Source organism: Streptomyces sp. NRRL S-31, assembly GCF_000718775.1.
Classification (GTDB): domain Bacteria; phylum Actinomycetota; class Actinomycetes; order Streptomycetales; family Streptomycetaceae; genus Streptomyces.
The window spans coordinates 73,922-97,035 of record NZ_JOCB01000021.1; the positions used below are offsets into that span (position 1 = coordinate 73,922).

17 protein-coding genes are annotated in these 23,114 nt (G+C 73.5%); 7 read left to right on the forward strand and 10 right to left on the reverse strand.

Annotated features, from left to right (window positions below; genetic code table 11):
* The first annotated feature begins 134 nt into the window (after positions 1–134).
* Complete coding sequence (locus tag IF37_RS0111330) at positions 135–500, forward strand: four-helix bundle copper-binding protein (protein WP_030740014.1); 366 nt, start codon at positions 135–137, stop codon at positions 498–500.
* Positions 501–570: 70 nt separating this feature from the next.
* On the opposite strand, the gene IF37_RS0111335 is transcribed toward IF37_RS0111330, so the two are convergent.
* Complete coding sequence (locus tag IF37_RS0111335) at positions 571–1,884, reverse strand: LCP family protein (RefSeq protein ID WP_030740018.1); 1,314 nt, start codon at positions 1,882–1,884, stop codon at positions 571–573.
* A 118-nt stretch (positions 1,885–2,002) separates the two neighbouring features.
* On the opposite strand from IF37_RS0111335, the gene IF37_RS0111340 reads away from it, so the two are divergent.
* The gene (locus IF37_RS0111340) at positions 2,003–2,563 is read left to right on the forward strand and encodes an acyl-CoA thioesterase (protein ID WP_030740048.1); all 561 of its coding nucleotides are present in this window, start codon (positions 2,003–2,005) and stop codon (positions 2,561–2,563) included.
* 16 nt (positions 2,564–2,579) lie between these two features.
* On the opposite strand, the gene IF37_RS0111345 is transcribed toward IF37_RS0111340, so the two are convergent.
* A complete protein-coding gene (locus IF37_RS0111345) occupies positions 2,580–3,953 on the reverse strand; it encodes an LCP family protein (RefSeq protein ID WP_030740051.1) in 1,374 nt (457 codons plus the stop codon).
* A gap of 250 nt (positions 3,954–4,203) precedes the next feature.
* Here IF37_RS0111345 and IF37_RS0111350 point away from each other — a divergent pair, with 250 nt between their 5' ends.
* Positions 4,204–5,232 (forward strand): glycosyltransferase family 2 protein, encoded by a 1,029-nt coding sequence (locus IF37_RS0111350; protein WP_030740054.1) that lies wholly within the window; start codon positions 4,204–4,206, stop codon positions 5,230–5,232.
* Between the two features lie 115 nt (positions 5,233–5,347).
* Here IF37_RS0111350 and IF37_RS0111355 read toward each other — a convergent pair whose 3' ends face one another.
* The 4 genes from IF37_RS0111355 to IF37_RS0111370 form a co-directional block, all read right to left on the reverse strand.
* Positions 5,348–7,000, reverse strand: coding sequence for an LCP family protein (locus IF37_RS0111355; RefSeq protein WP_253915729.1), 1,653 nt, complete (start codon positions 6,998–7,000; stop codon positions 5,348–5,350).
* Between the two features lie 81 nt (positions 7,001–7,081).
* A complete protein-coding gene (locus IF37_RS0111360) occupies positions 7,082–8,908 on the reverse strand; it encodes an LCP family protein (protein ID WP_030740059.1) in 1,827 nt (608 codons plus the stop codon).
* A gap of 231 nt (positions 8,909–9,139) precedes the next feature.
* Entirely contained in the window at positions 9,140–10,327 is a 1,188-nt protein-coding gene (locus IF37_RS0111365) for an LCP family protein (protein WP_030740063.1), read from the reverse strand.
* Positions 10,328–10,480: 153 nt separating this feature from the next.
* Positions 10,481–11,236 (reverse strand): TIGR03089 family protein, encoded by a 756-nt coding sequence (locus IF37_RS0111370; RefSeq protein WP_030740065.1) that lies wholly within the window; start codon positions 11,234–11,236, stop codon positions 10,481–10,483.
* Positions 11,237–11,437: 201 nt separating this feature from the next.
* Between IF37_RS0111370 and IF37_RS0111375 the strand changes: the two genes are divergently transcribed.
* Positions 11,438–12,520 carry an NDP-sugar synthase gene (locus tag IF37_RS0111375; RefSeq protein ID WP_030740067.1) on the forward strand — a complete coding sequence of 361 codons (1,083 nt, stop codon included), beginning with the start codon at positions 11,438–11,440 and terminating at the stop codon, positions 12,518–12,520.
* Positions 12,521–12,609: 89 nt separating this feature from the next.
* Here the strand turns inward: IF37_RS0111375 and IF37_RS0111380 are convergent, their stop codons facing one another.
* The 4 genes from IF37_RS0111380 to IF37_RS0111395 all read right to left on the reverse strand — a co-directional run bounded on the left by IF37_RS0111380 (position 12,610) and on the right by IF37_RS0111395 (position 16,631).
* Positions 12,610–13,632, reverse strand: a complete 1,023-nt coding sequence (locus IF37_RS0111380; protein WP_030740069.1) for a DNA-3-methyladenine glycosylase — start codon at positions 13,630–13,632, stop codon at positions 12,610–12,612.
* A 101-nt stretch (positions 13,633–13,733) separates the two neighbouring features.
* The gene (locus tag IF37_RS0111385; RefSeq protein WP_030740072.1) at positions 13,734–15,062 is read right to left on the reverse strand and encodes a coenzyme F420-0:L-glutamate ligase; all 1,329 of its coding nucleotides are present in this window, start codon (positions 15,060–15,062) and stop codon (positions 13,734–13,736) included.
* A complete protein-coding gene (cofD, locus tag IF37_RS0111390; RefSeq protein ID WP_030740084.1) occupies positions 15,059–16,018 on the reverse strand; it encodes a 2-phospho-L-lactate transferase in 960 nt (319 codons plus the stop codon). Before cofD ends, IF37_RS0111385 begins: the two co-directional genes overlap by 4 nt.
* A gap of 34 nt (positions 16,019–16,052) precedes the next feature.
* Positions 16,053–16,631, reverse strand: a complete 579-nt coding sequence (locus IF37_RS0111395; RefSeq protein WP_253915730.1) for a cysteine dioxygenase family protein — start codon at positions 16,629–16,631, stop codon at positions 16,053–16,055.
* A gap of 691 nt (positions 16,632–17,322) precedes the next feature.
* Here IF37_RS0111395 and IF37_RS0111400 point away from each other — a divergent pair.
* From IF37_RS0111400 to IF37_RS0111410, 3 genes are all read left to right on the forward strand, one after another.
* Complete coding sequence (locus tag IF37_RS0111400; protein ID WP_003975777.1) at positions 17,323–17,586, forward strand: WhiB family transcriptional regulator; 264 nt, start codon at positions 17,323–17,325, stop codon at positions 17,584–17,586.
* A gap of 216 nt (positions 17,587–17,802) precedes the next feature.
* Complete coding sequence (locus IF37_RS0111405; RefSeq protein ID WP_106981755.1) at positions 17,803–21,576, forward strand: glycosyltransferase family 2 protein; 3,774 nt, start codon at positions 17,803–17,805, stop codon at positions 21,574–21,576.
* A complete protein-coding gene (locus tag IF37_RS0111410; RefSeq protein ID WP_030740095.1) occupies positions 21,573–23,054 on the forward strand; it encodes a DUF5719 family protein in 1,482 nt (493 codons plus the stop codon). Before IF37_RS0111405 ends, IF37_RS0111410 begins: the two co-directional genes overlap by 4 nt.
* Positions 23,055–23,114: the final 60 nt, after the last annotated feature.

Below are 23,114 nucleotides of genomic sequence, written 5' to 3' on the forward strand. Positions count from 1 at the left end.
GTCGTAACGGAGCGCCCGTGACCCGGGCGGCGGCGCACCGGGACGCCGGGAGCCGACATGCGGAGCGGGCGCGGCGGACGTAGGACGGAAGCACACGGGCCCGCCCCGGGCCCCCGCCTCCACCAGGAGGAGCCATGACCCAGTCGCCGGCGATGCCCGCCCTCACCCAGCAGATGCAGGAGTGCATCGAAGCCTGCATGAGCTGCCACAGCATGTGCGAGGAGACCATGACCTCCTGCATGCAGAAGGGCGGCCAGCAGCAGATGCAGATCATGCGCGCGCTGATGGACTGCTCCGAGACGACCCGCATGTGCGCGGACATGATGATGCGCCGCTCGCCCATGTCCGGCGAGATGTGCGCGCTCTGCGCCAAGGTGTGCGACATGTGCGCCGAAGCGTGTATGGCCATGCCGGACGACCAGCAGCTGATGCGCTGTGCGGAGGCGTGTCGCCGCTGTGCGCAGACCTGCCGGGCGATGGCGGGCGCCGGCAGCATGTGAGCCCAGCCGAGCCTCCCGGACACGGCCGGGGGCACCCGCTCGGGTGCCCCCGGTCCGGACCGCGCCTGACCTAGTCGCCGGTGACGGTGACCTTCTGGCCGTTGTTCAATTCGTCCACCAGGGTCTTCACCTTCGCCTTGTCCCAGACGAGGTTGCCGCCGACGGAGCCGGAGATCGGCATGTTCATCGACGTGCCGTCACCGCCGCTGACGCCCTTCATCGCCCAGAACATCGAGGCCAGGTCCCACAGGCCCATGTCCTTGTCGACGATCAGGGAGTCCAGGCCCGCGCCCATGGTCGGGTAGAACCGGAACGGGTTCAGGACCGTCGAGGGGGTCGCCACCTGGTGGGCGAGGGCGGCCAGGAACTTCTGCTGGTTCTTGGTGCGCTGGAGGTCGGACGCGGCGAACGCGTGCCGGGTGCGGACGAAGGCGAGGGCCTGCTGGCCGTCCAGGGTCTGCTTGCCGGCCTTGAAGTCGGCGCCCGACCACTTGTCCTTGAAGCCCTTGTCGATGTCGATCTCCACGCCGCCCACCGCGTCCACGATGCCGGCGAAGCCCTGGAAGCCGATCTCCACGTAGTGGTCGATGCGCAGACCGGTGTTGGCCTCGATCGTGCGGACCAGCAGCGTCGGCCCGTCCTCGGCGTAGGTCGCGTTGAGCTTGGCGTGCCGGCCCTGCGCCGGGTAGACCTTCCCGGACGTCGACCCCTCGTACGACGGGACGACCACGTCCGAGTCGCGCGGCAGCGAGATCAGCGTGTCGCTGTCGCCGCCGACGTGCAGGATCATCATCGAGTCCGTGCGCTTGCCCTCGGCACCGCCGGTGTGCAGCTTCTTCTCGTCCTCCTTGGACATGCCCTCACGGCTGTCCGAGCCGACGATCAGGTAGTTGGTGCCGTCGCCCCCCTCGGGCCGGTCGATGACCTTGGACAGGTCCACCTCGCGGCGCAGCTTGGAGTCGGCCCAGAAGTAGGTCGCCACCGATGTGACGACCACCACGGTGGCCACCGTGATCGCCGTCCACTTGATCCGGCGCCGCCAGTTCGGCGCCGGGCGCGGCGACCGGGTGGGGGCACCCGGCGGATCGCCTGGGCCACGGCCGCCGGGGCCGCCGTAGACCTGTCCGGTGTTGTAACCGCTGTCGTAGCCGGCACCGCTCTCGTGCCCCCGGCCGTCGACGTACGACGGCTGCCGCGGCACCCCGGCCCCGGACGGCGGCGCCGCCGGGCCGCGGTCGCCGTACGCCGGGCGCGGTCCGGGCGCTCCCGGGCCGCGCCGTACCTGACGCATCACGCGGGCACTCTCCGGCTGTGCGCCGGCGCTGCCGCGTCCGTAGCGGGGGCCGCGGTTGTCGTCGGACCATCCCTCGGGCCAGTCATTCATGGGCCCCAGTGTGCAGGGCGCTGCTATGTCCCATACAAGGCCTGTCGGAAAATCAGGGCGCCGCTGTTGCGAACCCGACACAAATCCAGCGAATGAGCCGTCGGCATAGGGTGGGGGCATGACAGACCAGTCCACGGAAGCGGAACAGGACACGGACCCGGAGATCCCGGGCAAGCCGACATCCGCCTCGCGCACCACCCTCAGCCACATCATGACCCACAGCGACACCAACCTGCTGGGGACGGTGCACGGCGGGGTGATCATGAAGCTGGTCGACGACGCCGCAGGCGCGGTGGCCGGCCGGCACTCCGGCGGCCCCGCCGTCACCGCGTCCATGGACGAGATGGCGTTCCTCGAACCGGTCCGCGTCGGTGACCTGGTCCATGTGAAGGCCCAGGTGAACTGGACCGGCCGGACCTCCATGGAGATCGGCGTGCGGGTCCTGGCCGAGCGCTGGAACGAGTCCGCCCCGGCCACCCAGGTCGGCTCGGCCTACCTGGTCTTCACGGCCGTGGACGCCGACGGCAAGCCGCGCCGGGTGCCGCCGGTCGTCCCCGAGACCGACCGCGACCGCCGCCGCTGCCAGGAGGCCCAGATCCGACGCACCCACCGGCTGGCCCGCCGCCGGGCGATCCGCGAGCTGCGCGAGCGCAGGGCGGCGGAGGGCTTCCAGGACTGACGCGCCGGCGGAGCGCTCAGCACACCACCTCGTTGCCCCGCACCACGTTCTGCTCCGGCTGCCCGGGGTCCTCGAAGCGCACCGTGCGGACCTCCTTGAAGTCGGCGCCGGCCGTCACCTTCAGCAGCGGCCCCTGACCCGGCACCGGGCGCAGCTCGCTGCCGGGCAGGGCCGCGGCCAGCGAGCGGGCGGAGCGGTCCCAGCGGGGGTCGTAGGAGATCACGGTGTGCGGCACGTGCACGGGGGCGGTCACCGGCCGGCGGGTGGTGGCGAAGCCGGTCGCCGCGAGCGCCGCGTCCATCCGCTTGCCCAGCCCCACCGTGCCGGTGCCGTTCGCCACCTGCACCCGGATCGTGGCCGGGGCCACCTCCACCGGGACCGGGACCGGGGCCCGTCCCGGGGCGGGGCGCGGGCGGTCCGTGCTGAGCGGCTTGTCGTCGCGCACCGCGCCGAACAGCTTCTCCGCCCGCGCCGGCTCCCACTTCAGGGTCGAGCCGATGCCCTTGACCGGGTAGTTCATCTGCCCGATGGGCACGGTGGTGAACTCGGAGGAGGAGGGCGAGAAGTCCCGCATCGCCCGACCGAGGTCGAGCAGCTCGTCGGTGCCGAAGCCCGCGTCGGCGCGGACCGAGCCGAGCACCGCCCGGGTCACGTCCCGGAACCGCATCGGGTTGAGCAGCACCCCGGAGGAGGTCGCCTTCTCGATCAGCGCGGCCAGGAACCGCTGCTGGCGTTTCATCCGGCCCAGGTCGCTGGCCCCGTCGAGGTGCCGGGCGCGCACGTACTGGAGCGCCTGCCCGCCCCGCAGGGTGTGCGTGCCGGCCGCGAGGTCGAGCCCGGTGTAACGGTCCTTCAGCGGGACCGGGGTGCAGACCTCGACCCCGCCGAGCACGTCCACGGTCTTCATGAAGCTGGTGAAGTCCACCTCGAGGTAGTGGTCGATCTTCACGTGGGTCATGTTCTCGACCGTGCGGATGGTCAGCTGGGGGCCGCCCTCCGCGTAGGCGGCGTTGAGCCGGACCGGGTGCGGGCCGTGCCGCCGCCCCGAGTTGCGGTCGACGTGCGCGGGCACCTCGGCGTAGGAGTCGCGCGGCAGGCTCACCACGGTGGCCCGCTCCCGGTCCTCCGCGATGTGCACGATCATCATGGTGTCGGTGCAGTGGCAGGGCTGTCCGCCCAGCCGGTAGGCGCGCCGGTCCGCCTCGCTGATCTTGTCGCGGCCGTCTGTGCCGACCAGCAGGAGGTTCATGCCGTGTCCCGCCCGGGGCCGGTTCTTCATGTCCTTGAAGGCGTCGACCCGGGCGATGCCCGCGTCCAGGCTGCTGACGACGGCGTGGCCGATCCCGGCGGAGGCGAGCACCACGACCGAGAGCGTGGTGACCGCCCGCATGGCCCAGCGTGGCCGCCGGGGCGGCCGGACGGACCGCACGGACCGCTCGGGCGGGCGCGGCACACGGCGGGGCGGCTGCGGGCGGCGCTGTGGGGGCGCCGGGGACCGGGGCGGGCTGTGCAAGGGGACACCTCCGGACGAGGCCGTACGTGGGATCCGGGAGCACAGTAGGCCGATACGATCTCCAGCCCGCGTCGCGGACCCGGTGGCGCGCACCCGTGTCCCCCGTTCGCGGTAACGTGAGGCCCCTATGAACGCCAAGCCCGACGTGCGGCTCCCCGCAGTGTCCGTGATCATGCCCGTCCTCAACGAGGAACGGCATCTGCGCGGGGCCGTCCAAGCGATCCTCGCGCAGGAGTACGCCGGCGAGATGGAGGTCGTGATCGCCCTCGGTCCGTCCACGGACCGCACGGACGAGATCGCCGCCGAGCTGGTCGCCGAAGACCCGCGCGTGCACACCGTCCCGAACCCGACCGGCCGCACGCCCGCGGCGCTGAACGCGGCGATCAAAGCGTCCCGGCACCCGGTCGTGGTCCGCGTCGACGGCCACGGCATGCTCTCCCCGGACTACATCGCGACCGCGGTCCGCCTCCTGGAGGAGACCGGCGCGCAGAACGTCGGCGGCATCATGCACGCCGAGGGCGAGAACGCCTGGGAGCACGCGGTGGCCGCCGCGATGACCTCGAAGATAGGCGTGGGCAACGCGGCCTTCCACACCGGCGGCCAGGCCGGCCCCGCCGAGACCGTCTACCTCGGGGTGTTCCGGCGCGAGGCGCTGGAGCGGCAGGGCGGCTACAACGAGGAGTTCATCCGCGCCCAGGACTGGGAGCTGAACTTCCGCATCCGCGAGGCGGGCGGGCTGATCTGGTTCTCGCCCGAGCTGAAGGTGTCGTACCGGCCGCGGCCGTCCGTGCGGGCGCTGGCCAGGCAGTACAAGGACTACGGCCGCTGGCGGCACGTCGTCGCCCGCTACCACTCCGGCTCCATCAACCTGCGCTACCTCGCCCCGCCGACGGCGGTGTGCGCGATGGCGGCGGGTCTGGTGGCCGGCGTGGTGCTGACCCCGTGGGGCTTCGTGATCCCCGGCGGCTACCTGGCCGCGATCGTCGCGGGCTCCGTCCCGGCCGGCCGGGGGCTGCCGCCGAAGGCCCGGCTCCGGATACCGGTGGCCCTCGCCACCATGCACATGTCGTGGGGCTGGGGCTTCCTGACCAGCCCGAGGTCGCTGGCGCGGAAGGTCATCGCCTCCCGGCGCCCCGCGGTCCTGGACCCCGCCTGACGCCGCCTGGCGGACCCGGCCCGGCCTGACGCACCGGGAACCCGGCCCACGGGAAGGGGCCCCTCCTCGCCGAGGAGGGGCCCCTTCGCCGTGTCCGCCGGGCGGTACCGGGCTGCTACCAGCGGTAGACGCTGTACACGTCCATGCACTTCGACGTGTCCGAGCCGTTGACGGCGTCGGAGTTGTCGGGCAGGTCCCCGGCCTTCGGCTCGGCGTGCTTCGGGTACGACGTGCCCTCGCGCCAGTCGGCGCCGACGACGACCGTGACGCCCGACACGTCGGTGGACTTCTGCACCGAGTTCATCGGGATGCCCAGCGCCTTGGCCACGGCCTGCGCGTCGCCCTCCAGGTCCGCGCTCGGGTACCGCACGACCGTCTTGTCCTCGGCCAGACTGCCCGAGGCGTCGGCCTGCGCCCGGGCGTACCCCTTCGCCACGAGCACCTGCCCGATCGCCGACGCCCGCTGCCGCACCGCCGCCTCGGTCGAGGTCCGGGTGGCGTTCTGCACCAGCACCCCGAGCCGGGCCGCGTCGAGCGAGGGCGTCTTGGCCGGCTTGTCCTTGTCCGGGTCCTTCTTCGCGCCGTCGGACTTGCCGCCGTTCTTGTCGAACGGGACGTCGTCCTTGATCATCTCCCACATCTTGTCGGCGTTGGCCTGGTCCGGCACGACGTGGTTGCCGTTCTGCGGGTCCTTCAGGTTGGGCATGGTCATCGAGGTGATCCGGTCCGTCGGCACCGACTTCATCTGCATGCCCAGGTCGTAGAGCTTCTTGACGGAGCCGATCTCCTCCGACACCTTCAGCGACTTGGTGGCCGCATCGGCCAGGTCCATCAGCCGGCCGCTGTCGGTGAACACGTTCTGCTGCTTCAGCGTGCGGATCATCGAGTTCAGGTACATGTGCTGGGCGCGGGCCCGCATCAGGTCGTCACCCCAGGCGTGCCGCGTACGCAGCCACTGGAGGGCCTGCTCGCCCTTGACCTTCCAGGTGCCGGCCTTCAACTTCAGCCCGGACCCCCCGGAGACGTCCGGCGTCGGGCGGTCCCACACGTTCTGCCGCACGCAGACGTCGACGCCCCCGATGGCGTCGGCCATCCGCACCACACCCGCGAAGTCGATCGTCATCCAGTGGTCGATGTAGACCCCGGTGAGGTTCTCCCAGGTGAGCAGCGTGCAGCCGGCGCCGCCACGGGCCAGGGTCACGTTGATGATGTCGTTCGTCGGCGGATAGACCTTGCCGGTGGCGGGGTCCTTGCACTCGGGGATGTCCACCCGGGTGTCCCGGGGGATGCTCACCATGGAGGCGCTCTTGCGGTCCGCCGAGAGGTGGATGAGCATTTGCACGTCCGCCAGCGGCGGGTCGCCGGCGTGGTCCCGGCTGCCGCCGAGCTTGACGTTCTCCTTGGAGTTCCGGCTGTCGGAGCCGATCAGCAGGATGTTCAGCGGCGTCTGGCCGGCCGCGTTGGGCGCGGTCCGCTGCGCCTTGGAGTCGTCGCCGTTGGCCCGCCGCCCCTTCTGGATGTTGCCGTTGAGGTGCTGGTAGTAGAGGTATCCGGCGCCCGCCGTGCCGAGTATCACCACCGCCAGCACGGTCGCCGACCAGCGCAGCGCACGTCGTCTGCGGCGCGGCCGGTCGGTCTTCTCACCACCCGGCCGTCGTCGTCTGCTCCCGCGCCGGCCCGGACCCGCCGGCGCGTCGGAGGTCTTCGGGGTGAGCGACATAGTGTCCTCGACCGCCGGAACCTCCTCGCGCACCTCGCTCTGCGCCAATTCCCTGCCCTCCCCACCCTTGCGCCGGGCAACGGGCCCGTCCCGCGCCGGGTTAGACGCGCGACGGGCCCGTTGGGTTACCTACTTGGCGCACTGAACCTTGTCTGCTGTGGACTTGTCGACGTCCGGCGCCTTCGCCGGGGCCGTCAGGGAGACCCCCGCCCCCTTGAAGTCCTTGCCCAGGGTCAGCGTCATCGCCGGCAGGCCCTGGGAGTTGGTCACGCTCTCGCCAGGCTTCAGCGCCGACCCGGACAGTCCCATGAGGGCGGCCAGCCGGCGCGCCTGGGCCGCCTGGTCGGGCGCGTACTCCAGCGTGGTCCTGCTCAGCTGCGCGGGGGCGTTGCCGGCGTTCTCCGACTTGGTGACGCCCTGGTCGTTCTGGAGCCAGTTGAGCGCCGCCTGGGCGCTGCCGGTCTGGGCACCGCCGTTGAGGATGCGCACCCGCACCTCGGAGGCGGGCGCCTTGGGGCCCTTCAGCCGGGCGGCCTGGGCGTCCTTCTTCTCCTTCTGCTGCTTCTTCTTCACGTCGGTGAAGGAGACGTCGTTCTGGATGGCGCTGAAGACCTGCGGCGCCAGGGCCTCGTCGACGATCACCGTCTTGTGCACGACACCGTCGGCCGGGTTGTCCTTGACCGGCAGCGTCGTGAAGGCCAGGTTCTTCGGATCGAGCTTGCCCAGCTCCAGGCCCAGGTCCTTCAGCTTGCCGATGCTGTCCAGCTTGTCGTCGACGGTCAGCGCCTTGGTGCCCGCCTCCGCCAGCTTCACCATCTTCGTCGGGCTGGTGAGGGTGTCGTTGCCCTTCAGCTTGCGCATCAGCGCGCCCAGGAACTGCTGCTGGAGCCCGATCCGGCTCAGGTCGCCGCCGAAGCCGACGGAGTGCCGGGTGCGGACGAACGCCAGCGCCTGCTCGCCGGAGATCCGGTGCGTGCCCTCGGAGAGCTTCAGGTGCGAGTCCGGGTCGTCGATGTCCTTGCCCAGACAGACGTCGACGCCGTCGACCGCCTCCGTCAGCGTCTTGACGGCGTTGAAGTCGGCGACCATGAAGTCGTCCGGTGTGATCCCGGTCAGTTCGGTCACCGTGCGCATGGTGCAGCTCGGCGTGCGGCCGTCCTGCCCGAGGCTCGTGTTGAAGCGGACGCCCTGCGTGCCGGGGATGACCTTCTGGCTGCCGTCCTCCTGCGTGGTGGGGCAGTCCGGGACGTCGACGATCAGGTCACGCGGGATGCTCAGCGCGGTCGCGTTGGAGCGGTCCTTGGAGACGTGCAGCAGGATGTTGGTGTCGGCGTGGCCGACGCTGCCCGCGTCGCCGTAGCCCTCGTTGCCCTTGCCGGTGCGCTTGTCCGTGCCGATCAGCAGGATGTTGATCGCCTCGTCCTTGCGGAAGCCGCCGGTGCTGGCCCCGTCGTCGGGGACGGACGTGATGTTGTCGTTCAGGTGCTTGACGTACAGGTAGCCGGCGCCGGCCGCGGCGACCATCACGAACGCCATCGTCCCGCCGGTCCACAGCAGCGCCTTCTTCGCCGTCGACTTCTTCTTCGCCGGCCGCCGGGAGGCGCGCCGCCCCTGGGCGGGCTCGGGCTCGCCGCCCCGGCGCCGGGCCGAACGCGGCGCGGGCACCTCGGCGCCGCGCGCCCGGGATCCCTGCCGGGTCTCCCCGGTCGTCCGCCGGGTCTCCCCGGACGCCCGCCGGTTCTCCTCCGTCGTCCGTCGGTTCTCCCCGGGCGTCGGCCGGGAACGGCCGCCGGCTTCGTCACCGCCGTCCCGGGAGGAGGGTCTACGTGGTCCGGGAACCGGCGACTGCGCTGTGGAAGGACCCAGTCGCAGTTCGTATTCGCCGGTGTTCGGATTGAGTACCCACTGGTCTGCGGGGTCGATGTTCTCCGCCCGCCCACGGCCTTGCGCGTCCACGGTTGTCCGAATCCTCCGTCGGGGCCACGCGGCGCCTTCCCCCTCCAAGGCGCACGGGTCTCGGTGAAACAGTGCACGACCCCAGGACGGACCTCGCGGCATGGTGCACCGGATCGCTCACACTATCCGCCCAGTTCAGCGTCGAGCGACGCCGGTGACAAATTCGACGTCCCTACAACCGGGCAATCCATCTCATTTTCTGAATGAAAGTCCGCGCTCTTGGCCAACCCCTTACCCGCAGGAGTGATCGGCGGCGGTGCGGCCGCTGAACGTGGGGGCGGGCGACGGGCCTTGCGGGTCGTCCGCGCCTGTGACTTCCCCGGGAACATCCTGTGAATTCTCCTCGGCCACCGCCACCGGCCGATCGGCGCGCAGCCGTGCGAACAATTCCTCGGCCTCGGGCTCCACGAGCTGGTCACGGTTGGCGTCGTAGACGTACGACTCCCGCGGGACCGTCAGGAACCGCACCCGCTCGGTGGGGGTGTCGCGCAGTCCGCGCGCCAACTGGTACAGACCGCGCAGGCTCGCCAGTTCCGGATCGGTGGTCAGCGCGGAGGTCGCCGCGTCCAGCAGCGGATACAGCTTCACCGGGTTCAGCAGGACGTCCTCGCTCCGCACCTTGGCGACGAGCGCGCCGAGGAACCGCTGCTGACGCTCCATCCGCCCGGTGTCGCTGCCGTTGCCGAGCGACTCGCGGGCGCGTACGAAGCCCAGCGCCTGCTCACCGTCGAGCGTGACCTTCCCGGCCGGCAGCCGCAGTCTCGCCGCCTTGTCGTCCACGGGTTCGCGCAGGCAGACCTGGACGCCGTCGAGGGCGTCCACCATCTCCTTGAACCCGCTGAAGTCCAGCACCATGTGGTGGTCGACGCGGATGCCCGTGAGTCTCTCGACGGTCCGGATCGTGCACGCCGAACCGCCCACCTGGAACGCCTGGTTGAACATCGCGAACACCGGATCGCTGCGCCTGCCGTCCGGCTGCCGGCACGCGGGGATGTCCACCATCAGGTCCCGGGGCAGCGAGACGGCGGTGGCGCTGCCCCGGTCCGCGGCCAGGTGCAGCAGGATCGTGGTGTCCGACCGCTCGGTGCCGAGATCCTTGCCGTACGCGCCGTTGCCGTCCCCGGCCCGTGTGTCGGACCCGATCAGCAGGATGTTCTGCGCGCCCCGGACCAGTGAGGTGGGCCGCTCCCGCTCGTAGCGCGCCAGTTCGGCGGCGGCCGCCTCGTCGGCCGTGATGTTGCCGCTGAGCTTGGCGTAGACGGCCCAGCCGGCGCCGCCGGCCACGACGAGGAGCGCGGCCGTTCCCAGCGCCGAGTTCCGTAGCCGGCGCCGCCATCGGCGCCGTGCCAGCCCGTCCCCGGTGGCCGAGGCCCCCGGCCCGGGGTCGGGGCCGGGGGGCTTGCCTGCGGTGTCGCTCACGGTGAGGCCATCCCCTCATGGCGTACGCGCGTCGCGTGCTGCACTTACGACGATGGCGGGGGAGGGGCCGGGGCAGCGCCCTTTGCTGCTCCACTCGGGTGAGGGCGGCCGGTCCGGGGCGCGGCGGACCGGGTCCCGGACCGGCCGCCGGCGTCACCGCCGTACGGCCGTCACCCGCTCGCTCTCGATGCGCTTGGCCAGGGCGTCCTCGTCCAGCCGGTCCAGGTTCCGGCACAGCACCACGGAGCCCCCCACGGCCAGCGGCGCGTACAGTCCCGCGCCGAGCCCTTCCCAGGTGTCGTACGGCACCGCGGACAGCAGGCGCGACCCGGGACCCGTCAGACCCAGCGAGGGCGCCTCGGCCGCGGCCCGTTCGACGACCTCCGCCCCGCTGAACTCCCGCCCGGCGACGATGAGCGCGGGTGCCTCGGGGTCCACCGGGGCGAACGGGGCGAACCGGTCGCCCTGGCCCGGCACCTCCACGGCGTAGTCGAGGAACCCGGCGGGGGTCTGCGGGAACCGTCCGCCGAGCGGTCGCAGCGCCAGCGCCACCCGCTCGCCGGGACACGCGCGGGCGGCGTCGAGCGAGTCGGGCCCGCTGACGACGACATCGGCCACCGCCGGGTCCCCGGCGACGTCCGCGACCGCGCCCACCGCGGAACAGGCCAGCAGCCACACCGCCGTCTGCCAGTGCGCGGGCAGCAGCAGCGCGACCCGGTCGCCGGGCCCGGCGGCGAGATCGCCCTGGAGGAGGTTGGCGGTCTTGGCCACCCAGTTGGCGAAGGTGGCCACGGAGAGCTCGACGCGTTCACCCGTGGCGTCGTCGTAGAAGGTCACCAGGGGGCGGCCGGGGTCCGCGGCGAGCGCGGAGGACAGCAGGTCGGCAGGGGTGCGATCGGTGGCGTTCACCCGGCACAGCGTACGCGCGGGCGGGTGCGCGCACGGGGGCCGGACGGGGGACCGGCCCGCGCGGACGGGGGAACCGTGCGCCGATCTCGCGGGACACCGCGCGGCCACCGAAGGCGGCGTCGCCCGGTCTGCATACACTGACCGGCCGAAACGAGTGACACGAGTAGTGCGGCCGGTCCCGGCAGGAAGCAGAGACGACAGGTGACAGAAGCGATCCTCCTGGTCGGCGGCAAAGGCACCCGGCTGCGACCGCTCACGGTGCACACGCCCAAACCGATGGTCCCGGCCGCCGGGGTGCCGTTCCTCACCCACCAGCTGGCGCGGGCGCGGGCGGCGGGCGTCGAGCACATCGTCCTCGCCACCAGCTATCTGGCCGAGGTCTTCGAGCCGTACTTCGGCGACGGCTCCGCGCTGGGCCTGCACCTGGAGTACGTGACCGAGGAGGAGCCGCTCGGCACGGGCGGCGCCCTCCGCAACGTCGCCGCCCGGCTGCACTCCGGTCCCGACGACCCGGTACTGGTCTTCAACGGCGACATCCTGACCGGCCTGGACATCGCGGCCCTGGTCGACACCCACGAGTCGACGGGCGCGGACGTCTCGCTCCACCTGACGCGAGTGACCGACCCGCGCGCCTACGGCCTCGTGCCCACCGACGCGACGGGCCGGGTGCTGGCGTTCCTGGAGAAGCCGCAGACCCCGCAGGAGATCGTCACCGACCAGATCAACGCGGGGGCGTACGTCTTCCGCCGCTCGGTCATCGACACGATCCCGGCGGGCCGCACGGTCTCCGTCGAACGCGAGACCTTCCCCGGCCTGCTCGCGGCCGGCGCCCACCTCCAGGGCATGGTCGACTCCACCTACTGGCTGGACCTCGGCACCCCGGCCGCCTTCGTCCGCGGCTCGGCCGACCTGGTCCTCGGCCGCGCGCCCTCGCCCGCCGTGCCCGGGCGCTGCGGCGACCGCCTGGTGCTGCCCACGGCCGAGGTCGCCCCCGACGCCAAGCTGACCGGCGGCACGGTGGTCGGCGAGGGCGCGTTCGTGGCGGCGGGGGCACGCGTCTTCGGCTCGGCCATCCTTCCCGGCGCCGTGATCGAACCCGGCGCCGTCATCACCGACTCCCTCATCGGCGCCCGCGCCCGCGTCGGCGAACGCTCCGTCCTCACCGGCGCGGTGGTCGGCGACGGCGCGGTCGTGGGCGCGGACAACGAGCTGCGCGAGGGAGTACGGGTGTGGTGCGACGCCCGCATCCCGGCGGGGGCGGTGCGGTTCTCCCCGGACCAGTAGCCCGGCGGCGTTCCGCCGGCGCCGGGCGGCATCCCGCGTGAGGGGTCCCGGCGGCGGGAGCCCCCCGGGGGCGTTACCGCCGGGGAGCCTCACAGCAGGCCGATGTCCACCCGGGGCATCTTCGGCTTGCGCCGGGCCGGTATCCGGCCGCTCAGCAGGATCAGCCGGGCGGCCCGGTGCCGCTGCCCGGCGTACGGCTCCAGCAGCCGCAGCATCCCGGCGTCGTCCGCGTCCCGGTCGTCCGCCAGCGCCCACCCGACGATCCCCGGCAGATGCAGGTCCCCGACGGTCACCTCGTCCGCCGCCCCGTGACTGCGCTGCACCACCTCCGCCGACGTCCACGGCCCCACCCCCGGCACGACCTCCAGCCGCGCCCGGGCCTGCACCGGCTCCATCCCCACGGCCTGCTCCAGCCGCGCGGCGACCCGCACGGCCCGCAGGATCGTCGACGCGCGCTTGTCGTCCACACCGGCCCGGTGCCACTCCCAGGAGGGGATCAGCGCCCACGTCCGCGCCGCCGGCATCACGAACATCGGCCGGTCGCCCGTCCCCGCGGGCCCCGGCGCCGGCTCCCCGAACCCGCGCACGAGCAGCCGCCACGCCCGGTACGCCTCGTCGGTCGTCACCTTCTGCTCCAGCACGGACGGGATCAGCGACTCCAGCACCAGCCCGGTCCGGGTGAGCCGGAGCCCCGGTCGCCGGTGCCACGCCTGGGCGACCACCCGGTGCCGCGGCACGAACGCCCCGGGGTCGTCGGCGCCGCCGAGCAGCTCCGGCAGCTGCTCCAGCAGCCACCCGGCGCCCGGCCCCCACGCCTCGCCGAGCACCTCACCGCCGTACGCGCGTACGCGCAGCGTGCCCGGCCCGGCGGGCGTACGGCAGGCCCGCCACACGGACCCGTCCGCGGTGGCCCGGAACGTCGGGTCGGCGGGCCCGCGCCGCAGCGGCCCGAGGGTCAGCCCGAGGTCCAGCGGCCCGTCCGGCGCCCACCGCCGGGTCCGCGCGGGCACCACCGCCTGCCGGGGTATCGCGGCGGCGGCCCCCGCGGGCACCGCCACCTGCCCGCCGCGCACGGTGCTGCGCGTGGGCCGCTGGGGGAAGCGTCCTGCCACGAATGAGTCCCGGGGTAGTGCCTTGAGGTGCCGGTGCCAGTCCTACGAGACTAGGCGTTCGCGGGGAGCGGCGGGAGCCGGCCGTGCCGCCCGCCCCGGTCTCACCGCACCTCGACGAAGGCCCGTACGTCCCGTTCCGGCCGCTCGCCGGGCTCCCGCGCCGCGCGGCCGACCGCCACCGCGCCCATCGGATCCCAGTGCGCCGGCAGCTCCAGCACCTCGCGGACCACGTCCCGGCAGAACATCGTCGACGACACCCACGCCGAGCCGAGTTGTTCCCCGGCCAGCGCCACCAGCAGGTTCTGCACGCCCGCGCCCATCGCGACCACGAACATCTCCCGCTCGGCACCGTCCCGCCGGGCGTCCCCGTAGGTGTGCGAGCCGTCCATGACGAGGCAGGGCACGATCAGGTACGGCGCGTCGCGCAGCACGTCACCGCGCCGGATCCGCTTCGCGATGGACTCCTCGCTCCTGCCGTCCCGGCGCAGGTCCGCGATCCAGGCGTCGCGCATCGCGTCGAGCAGCCGTAGCCGCGACTCGGCCGACTCCAGCAGCACGAACCGCCAGGGCGTGGTGTGGTGCGGGGCGGGCGCGGTGACCGCGGCGGCCACCGCGCGGCGGACGGCACCGGGGTCCACGGCCTCATCGGTGAAGGACCGCACGGTACGGCGCCGGGTGACGGCCTCCCGCACCGCCTCCGACGTGCCGAGCCGGAACATGTCGTCCCGGGCGGAGCGCACCAGCGCCCGCGCGCCCGCGCCGGCGGCGGGATCCAGCAGGTGCGGCAGTCCGCGCACCACGGCCACCGGGCGGCCCGCCGCCTTGCCCTTGACCAGGTCACCGGCGGCGGCCAGCTCGTCCGCCGTGGCGACGACGGTCGCGCTGAGCGGATTGCCGTGGGCGTCCGTGCCCCCGCGCAGATCGTCCAGCACACGCAGCCCGGCGGCGCCGATCGCGACGTCCGTGAGCCCCGCGCGCCAGGGCCGCCCGAAGGTGTCGGTGACGAGGACGCCGACGTCGACACCGAGGGCGTCGCGCAGGCCCGCCCGGATGGCGCGCGCGGACGCGTCCGGGTCCTCGGGCAGCAGCAGGACGGTCCCGGCGGGGGTGTTGGAGGCGTCGACCCCGGCGGCGGCCATGACCAGGCCCTGCCGGTTCTCCACGATGCGCAGCGTGCCGCGCCGGGCCACGACGCGGACGGTCTCCGCGTCGATCGCCGCCTCCCGGTCCGCCGCCCGCACGACGCGGCCCTCGGCCTTGGAGACGATCTTCGAGGTGACGACGACGACATCCCCGTCGGCGAGGTCCGGCCCGGCCGCGGCGATCAGCTTGGCGAGGTCGTCGCCCGGCCGCACCTCGGGGATGCCGGACAGGGCCCATACCCGGTACTCCGGCCGCTCGCCCGTCCCGGCGGACGCCGTCCCGCTCACGCTCCCCGCACCTCCTCGGCCAGCGCCAGCGCCTCCCGCGCCATCCGCGCGGCCGCGTCGACGTCGGTCATCATCAGCGGCACGGCCCGGCAGCGGATGCCGTCCGCCTCGATCCGCTCGACCGCGCCCGCGTCCACGGTGTCGACCAGCCAGCCGTCCAGCAGACCGGAGCCGTAGTGCGCGGCGACCGCGGCGGCCGTGGACTCCACGCCGACCGCGGCGAGCACCTTGTCGGCCATCCCGCGCACGGGCGCGTCCCCGACGATCGGGGAGAGGCCGACCACGGGCACGCCCGCCTCCGCGATGGCCTCGCGGATGCCGGGCACGGCGAGGATCGTGCCGATGGACACCACCGGGTTGGACGGCGGGAAGAGGATGACGTCCGCCTGGGCGATGGCCTCCAGCACGCCCGGCGCCGGCTTGGCCTGCTCGGCACCGACCGGGACGATCGCCTGGGCCGGGACGGAGGCGCGCAGCCGCACCCAGTACTCCTGGAAGTGGATCGCCTTGCGCTCGCCTTCCAGCTCGACCGCCACGTGCGTCTCGACGCGGTCGTCCGACATCGGGATCAGCTTCACGCCCGGCTGCCAGCGGTCGCACAGCGCGTCGGTGACCGCGCTGAGCGGATAGCCCGCGCCGAGCATCTGCGTCCGCACGATGTGCGTGGCGAAGTCCCGGTCCCCGAGCCCGAACCACTCCGGCCCGACCCCGTAGGCCGCCAGTTCCTCCTTGAGGTGGAAGCTCTCGTCGCTCCGCCCCCAGCCCTGCTCCTCGTTGATGCCGCCGCCCAGCGTGTACATCACCGTGTCGAGGTCCGGGCAGACCTTCAGCCCGAAGAGATGGATGTCGTCGCCGGTGTTGCCGATGACCGTGACGTCCGCGTCCGGCACGGCCCGCTTCAGACCACGCAGGAAACGGGCACCGCCGATGCCGCCTGCCAGAACCACAATGCGCATGGGAGCCAGTCTGGCAGGCGGATACGACAACGCGTCAGGCGGACACCTGGTGCGGTCCGGGGTGCGGCGCGCAGTGCGGGGACGTGAGGGCGCCTTCGGTGGTACCCGCTGCCGTTCCCCCGCCCGTCTCCCCGGCCGTCCCGGGCCCGGACCGGGGGAGCATCGGCATCTCGGTCAGGCCCGGGTGGTAGACGTGCAGGCTGACCGCGGGCTCCAGCGCGTCGTTGACGACCTCGTGGGCGTACCCCGGCCCGAACACCCGCTGGGCGCCCGCCGTCAGCGTGCGCGTGCCGCGCGCGGTGTGCTCGGTGAGGGTGCCCTCCAGGAGGCTGAGCACGCCGGAGGAGCGGCCGTGGTCGTGCCGTCCGCTGCCCTGCCCGGGCACCCAGGACAGCAGCCAGACCTCGTAACCGGGGCCGGTGCGCAGCCGGTGGTACCAGCGGGTGGTGGCGTCGTACCGGACCAGGTGCGCCCACTGGTCCCGGTCGGCGGCGATCGAGCGGGCGAGCCCCACGAACTCGGCGACGGTGGCCGGGTGTTCGCGCGGCGGCTGGAGCAGGTGCGGGACTTCGAGGATGTCGCCGGCGATCTGGAGGTCGTTGTCGCTGTTCATCGGGTGCGGTGGTCCTCGGCGGAAGAGTGGGGGGCCGGAGCCGGGAGGCGGTACTGGGGTGACGCGTACGGTCCGCCCGGGTCACGGGCGGGCGAGGATGCCCTGGATGAGGGATCGGGGAACGCGGAACGCGACCGAGCCGGGATGGACTCGGGGACAGCCGGAGCGGGCTTGGCTCAACAGCTGTGACAGCGGCAACAGCTACAGCGCGCGCGGGCGGCACCGAGGGACCCGGCGGTGCGGGTCGAGGTGAGTGCCAAGTTCGCGAGCATGCCCACTAGGACATCGGTTCACACCCGCACTGTCAACTCGGGGCCCGCCATGTGGGACATGTTTCACCTCATCCGGTCGATCTGGCAGATGAAAGGTTTGTTCTCGCGGGTCTCGGGACACATGGGGCACATCCGAGCGCTAGAGCCCCGCGGAACGCGATCGAACACGGAGGCGTCTTCACTCGTACAGAGACGCTGTACGGGGTCCGATCGCCCCCGTGGGTCCGGCTGCGTGTCAAGGTTTATGGCGATTTGAACACTTTCCGCTTGGCCTTGGTTCCGCAGAGTGAATAACGGGCCCAATAGCAGATCTCGGCTTGACTCGCCCGGAGCAGCACACTTGTAATTTCACTCGTGTCGTTCAGCCGAGAACGGTGACGGCCACGCACGGGGACGCGAAAGACTGACGAGGGGCGCACATGACCGAGCTGGTGCAGCAACTGCTGGTCGACGACGCGGACGAGGAACTCGGCTGGCAGGAGCGCGCGCTCTGCGCCCAGACCGACCCGGAGTCCTTTTTCCCCGAGAAGGGCGGCTCCACCAGAGAGGCGAAGAAGGTCTGCCTCGCCTGCGAGGTCCGCTCCGAGTGCCTGGAATACGCCCTCGCCAACGACGAGCGCTTCGGCATCTGGGGCGGTCTGTCGGAGCGTGAGCGCCGCCGCCTCAAGAAGGCCGCCGTCTGAGGCGGTCGCCCACGCGCGCGGTACTCACGGACACCCGCGCGCGTATGCGTGGGAACGTCACCAACGGTGCGTAACCGGTGGGTTGTCCACAGGCGGCGGGCTCTCGCCCTGGGCAGCCGATAGTGTGGTCGCTCGTCCGAGGCGCCCCGCTGTCCCCCGACGCACGGGGAGACAGAGGCGTCCACCGCAGTCCATCGAACCGGGGCCCGTACCTCGATGTCCGTGCACAGCCATGCGGCAGCCCGACACGGCGCTGCCACCGCCGTGTTTGACCCGTCCCGCCCGCCCGAGTTCCCGCGCCATGTGGTGACCGCGGTCCTCGTCTCCCACGACGGCGCCCGCTGGCTGCCCGACGCCCTCGCCGGGCTGCTCGGCCAGGAGCGCCCCGTCCAGCACGCGGTGGCCGCCGACACCGGCAGCGCGGACGACTCCGCCCGGCTGCTCGGCGACGCCCTCGGCGACGCGGGCGTCCTGCACCTCGCCCGCCGCACCGGCTTCGGCCAGGCAGTGGAGGAGGCGAGCCGCACCGCCCCCGTCCTCACCCCGGAGGACCTGCCCTACCTCAAGCGCCCCAGCGGCTGGGACCCCGTCACGCGCACCTGGCGCGACGACGCCTACGACCTGCCCGAACTGCCGCACGGCGAGCCGGTCCAGTGGCTGTGGCTGCTGCACGACGACTGCGCCCCCGAACCCGACGCCCTCGCCCAGATGCTGCGGGTCGTCGACAACGAACTCGAACTCGGCCGCGACGACGTCGCGGTGGTCGGACCCAAGCTGCGCGGCTGGTACGACCGCCGCCAACTGCTGGAGGTCGGCGTCTCCATCGCCAACTCCGGCCGCCGCTGGACCGGCCTGGACCGCCGCGAACAGGACCAGGGCCAGCACGACCACGTCCGCGGCGTGCTGGCCGTCTCCACCGCCGGCATGCTCATCCGCCGCGACGTCTTCGAACAGCTCGGCGGCTTCGACCGCCGGCTGCCCCTGATGCGCGACGACATCGACCTGTGCTGGCGCGTCCACACCGCCGGCCACCGCGTCCTGATCGCCCCCGACGCCGTCGTCCGGCACGCCGAGGCCGCCTCGCGCGAGCGCCGCACGGTCGACTGCGCCGGCCGCACCGCCGCCTCCCCGCACAAGGTCGACAAGGCCGGCGCCGTCTACACCCTGCTCGTCAACACCCGTACGGCCGCGCTGCCCTGGGTGCTGCTGCGACTCGTCCTCGGCACCGTGCTGCGCACCCTCGCCTACCTCGTCGGCAAGGTCCCCGGCCAGGCCGTCGACGAGATCCGCGGTCTGCTGAGCACCCTGCTGCGGCCGGAGCGGATCATCGCCGCCCGGCGCCGCCGCGGACCCTCCCGGATCGACAAGGGCGAACTGCGCCAGCTCTTCCCGCCGCCCGGCGCCACCGTCCGGGCCACCGTGGAACAGATCGCCGGCAACCTCAGCAGCGGCCACGACACCGACACCTCCTCGGCCGGCCGGCACGGCGGCGCCGTGGAGTCCGGACCCGGCGGCGACGACGCCGACTTCCTGGAGGTCGAGCAGTTCGCCCGGCTCAAGCGGATCGCCCGCAGACCCGGCCCGGTGCTCTTCCTCGCGCTGCTGCTCATCTCCCTCGCCGCCTGCCGCGCCCTGCTCGGCGGCGGCGCGCTCGGCGGCGGCGCCCTGCTGCCCGCCCCGGCCGGCGCGGGCGACCTGTGGTCGCGGTACCTGGACGCCTGGCACCCGTCGGGCACCGGCGCCACCTCGTCCGCCCCGCCCTACCTGGCGATCGTCGCGACCCTCGCCTCGCTGCTGTTCGGCTCCACCGGACTCGCCGTCACCATCCTGCTGGTCTGCTCGGTGCCGCTCGCCGGACTCACCGCCTACTTCGCCTCCCGGCCCCTGGTCACCTCCCGGCTGCTGCGCGCCTGGGCCGCCATCGCCTACGCCTTCCTGCCGGCCACCACCGGCGCCCTGGCCGGCGGACGCGTCGGCACCGCCGTCCTCGCCGTGCTGCTGCCGCTCATCGCGCGCGCGGGCATCGCGGCGAGCGGCCTGGCCAACCGCGGCGGCGCCCGCGGCAGCTGGCGTGCCACCTGGGCGTACGCACTGCTGCTGACCCTCACCACCGCCTTCACACCGATCGTCTGGCCCATCGCGCTGCTGCTCGGCCTCGGCGTGCTCGTGCTGCGCCGCGGCGACCTCGTCGCCCACGGCCTGCGCTTCCTCGCCCAGCTCGGCACCCCGCTGCTGGTCCTCGCCCCCTGGTCGCTGACCCTCCTGCCGACCGGCTTCTTCCAGGAGGCCGGACTGGAGTACGGCGCCTCGGCCGCCTCCGCGCTCGACCTGCTCGGCGCCACCCCCGGCGGCCCCGGCACCGTGCACGGCCTGATGCTCATCGGCATCGTGCTCGCCGCGCTCGCCGCCCTGCTGCGCTCCGAACGGCAGCTCGGCATCCGCACCGCCTGGGCCGTCGCCCTGACCGGCCTCGTCTTCGCGGTCCTGTCCGACAAGTCCGCCTGGGCCGGCCCGGCCACCCTGGTCTACGGCATCGCCCTGCTGGCCGCCGCCGCGCTCGGCGCCGACGGCGCCCGCGCGCGCGTGGCCGAGCAGAGCTTCGGCTGGCGCCAGCCCGTCGCCGCCCTGATCGCCTTCGCCTCGGCCGCCGGTCCGCTGCTCGTCGCCGCCGGCTGGATGATCCGCGGCGCCGACGGCCCCCTGGAGCGCCGCGACCCGGCCCAGGTGCCCGCGTTCGTCGCCGAGGACTCCGCCGGCGGCGACCAGGCCCGCACCCTGGTCCTGGACAGCGACTCCACCGCGCGCGTGCGCTACAGCCTGGTCCGCGGCTCCGGTGCCCGCATGGGCGACGCCGAACTCGCCGCCGCCGACGGCGGGAACGCCCGCCTGGACAAGACCGTCGCCAACCTGGTCGCCGGCTCCGGCGCCGACCAGGCCGACGAACTCGGCGGCTTCGCCGTGCGCTACGTCCTCGTCCACAAGGGCGCCCCCCGCGAGATCGCCCGCGTCCTCGACGCCACCCCCGGCCTGAGCAGGCTCAGCCAGCAGGACGGCAGCGCCCTGTGGCGCGTCGACCAGGAGGTCGCCCGCGCGGCCGTGGTGGCCGCCGACGGCTCCGGCAAGGCCCAGCCGGTCGCCGCGGGCCCGGTGGAGATCCACACCACGATCCCCTCCGGCTCCGGCGACCGCGTCCTGCGCCTCGCCGACAGCGCCGCCGACGGCTGGATGGCCACCCTCGACGGCAAGCCGCTCACCCGCACCACGGTCGACGGCTGGGCCCAGGGCTTCCGGCTGCCCGCCGGCGGAGGCCGGCTGGACGTCACCTACGACGCCCCGCTCGCCCACACCGCCTGGCTCTGGGCGCAGGGCGCCCTCGCCGTCGTCCTGGTCGTCCTCGCCCTGCCCGGCCGCCGCCGCGACGTCGACGACGACCTGCCCGAGGAGCAGCCCGTGCCCGCCCAGGCCGCCACGGGCGAGGGCCGCCGCGCCCGCCGCCTGCGCGCCCAGACCGAGGAGCAGCAACCGCCCGCCGAGGACCGGCCGGACACGCCGCTCCCGGACGAGCCGCTCCCGGACCAGCCCCCGCTCCCGGACCAGGCCCCGGCCGCCGTGCCCCACCAGCAGTCCTACGACGGGTACGACCCGGCCTCCTACGAGTCCGCCGGGCACTCCGGCTACGGCACGGACCCGTACCAGACCGCGACCGGCTACGACCAGCAGCCGTATCAGCAGCCCGACCCCTACCAGACGACCCCGTACGACCCGTACGGCTACAACGGCACCGACGACCAGCCGCCCTACGACCCGGCGGCCTACGATCCCTCGGCCTACGGGCACCAGGGGTACGACCAGGCCCAGCAGGGCTACGACCAGGCCCAGCAGGGCTACGACCAGGCCCAGCAGGGCTACGACCCCGCCCAGCAGGGTTACGACCAGGCCCAGCACCCCCACGGCACCGGCGGCCGGCGTCCCGACGGGAGCCAGCAGTGAACCGCACCACCCTGTCCCTGATCGCCGGCACGGCCGCACTGGCCGCCGTCACCGCGTTCGCCGCGTTCGACCCACCGGCCGCGTCGGGCGCCGCCCCGGTGGCCGCCGCGCACCTGCCCGTGGAGCGCACCGGCCTGCTCTGCCCGGCGCCGAGCTCCTCGGACATCGCCGACACGTCGTACACCTCGTTCACCCCCGTCACCCGGGGCGCCGCGCGCGACGGCGCGGCCCGGCTGGTGGCGGCCGACGGGACCGGCAAGGGCACCGGGAAGAAGACCGGGCAGCCCGTGCTCACGCCGAAGGCGCCGGGCACGCCGGCCACCGGCGACACCTCCGGCGGCGACGCGTCGGCGCTCATCGGCACCGCGGACGGCGGGTTCGCGCCCGGCTGGACCGTCCAGGAGACCACCGAGGTCGCCGTCGGCACCGGCCGCGGCCTCCTGGGTGTCAACTGCGCCGGCCCGGACACCGAGTTCTGGTTCCCCGGCGCGAGCACCGCCGCCGGCCGCACCGACTACGTCCACCTGACCAACCCCGACGACTCGGCCGCAGCCGTCGTCGACATCGGGCTGTACGGCAAGGACGGCGCGCTCAAGGCCCCGCTGGGCGAGAACCTCACCGTCAAGCCGCACGCGAGCGACGCGATCCTGCTGTCCACGCTCACCGACGAACGGCAGACCGACCTGACCGTGCACGTCAGCGTGCGCAGCGGCCGGGTCGGCGCGGCCGTGCAGGCCCTCGACGACAAGGCGGGCGGCGACTGGCTGGCCGCCGCCGCCGACCCGGCCGGCAGCCTGGTCCTGCCCGGCATCCCGAAGGACGCCACCGACGTCCGTCTGATCGCCTTCGCCCCCGGCGACGAGGACGCCGACCTGAAGATCCGCCTGGCCTCGCCCCAGGGCCTGATCACCCCGGCCGGGAACGAGAGCGTGCACGTCAAGTCCGGCATGACGACGGCGGTCGACCTCGGTGACGTCACCCGGGGCGAGGCCGGCTCCCTGGTCCTCACCCCCACCGGCCGGCAGCAGGTCCCGGTCGTCGCGGCCCTCCAGGTGGTCCGGGGCGAGGGGGACAGGAAGGAGATGGCGTTCATCCCGGCCACCGCCGCCGTCGGCACCCGTGCGACCTCGGCCGACAACAGCGCCAAGGGCACGACCCTGGCCCTGACGGCCCCCGGCGGAACGGCCACGGTCAAGGTCACGGCGTCGGCCGGCAGCGAGGGCGGGAGCCCGGTGACGAAGACGTACACGATCAAGTCCGGCACCACCCAGAACATCGACGCCCCGGTCCCGGCGGGCGGCAAGGGCACGTACGCCCTCACGGTGGAACCCGTCTCCGGCGCCCCGGTCTACGCCTCCCGCACCCTCGCGGTCAGCGAGGGGGGCGTCCCCGCCTTCACCGTCCAGACCGTGTCGAACGACCACGGGACGGTGGCGGTACCCCAGACGCGGGAAGACCTCTCGATACTCCAGAGGTGACCCCGGCTCCTTCGGCGCCCCGGCTTCAGAGGTGACCCCGGCTCCGAGGGAACCCCGGAG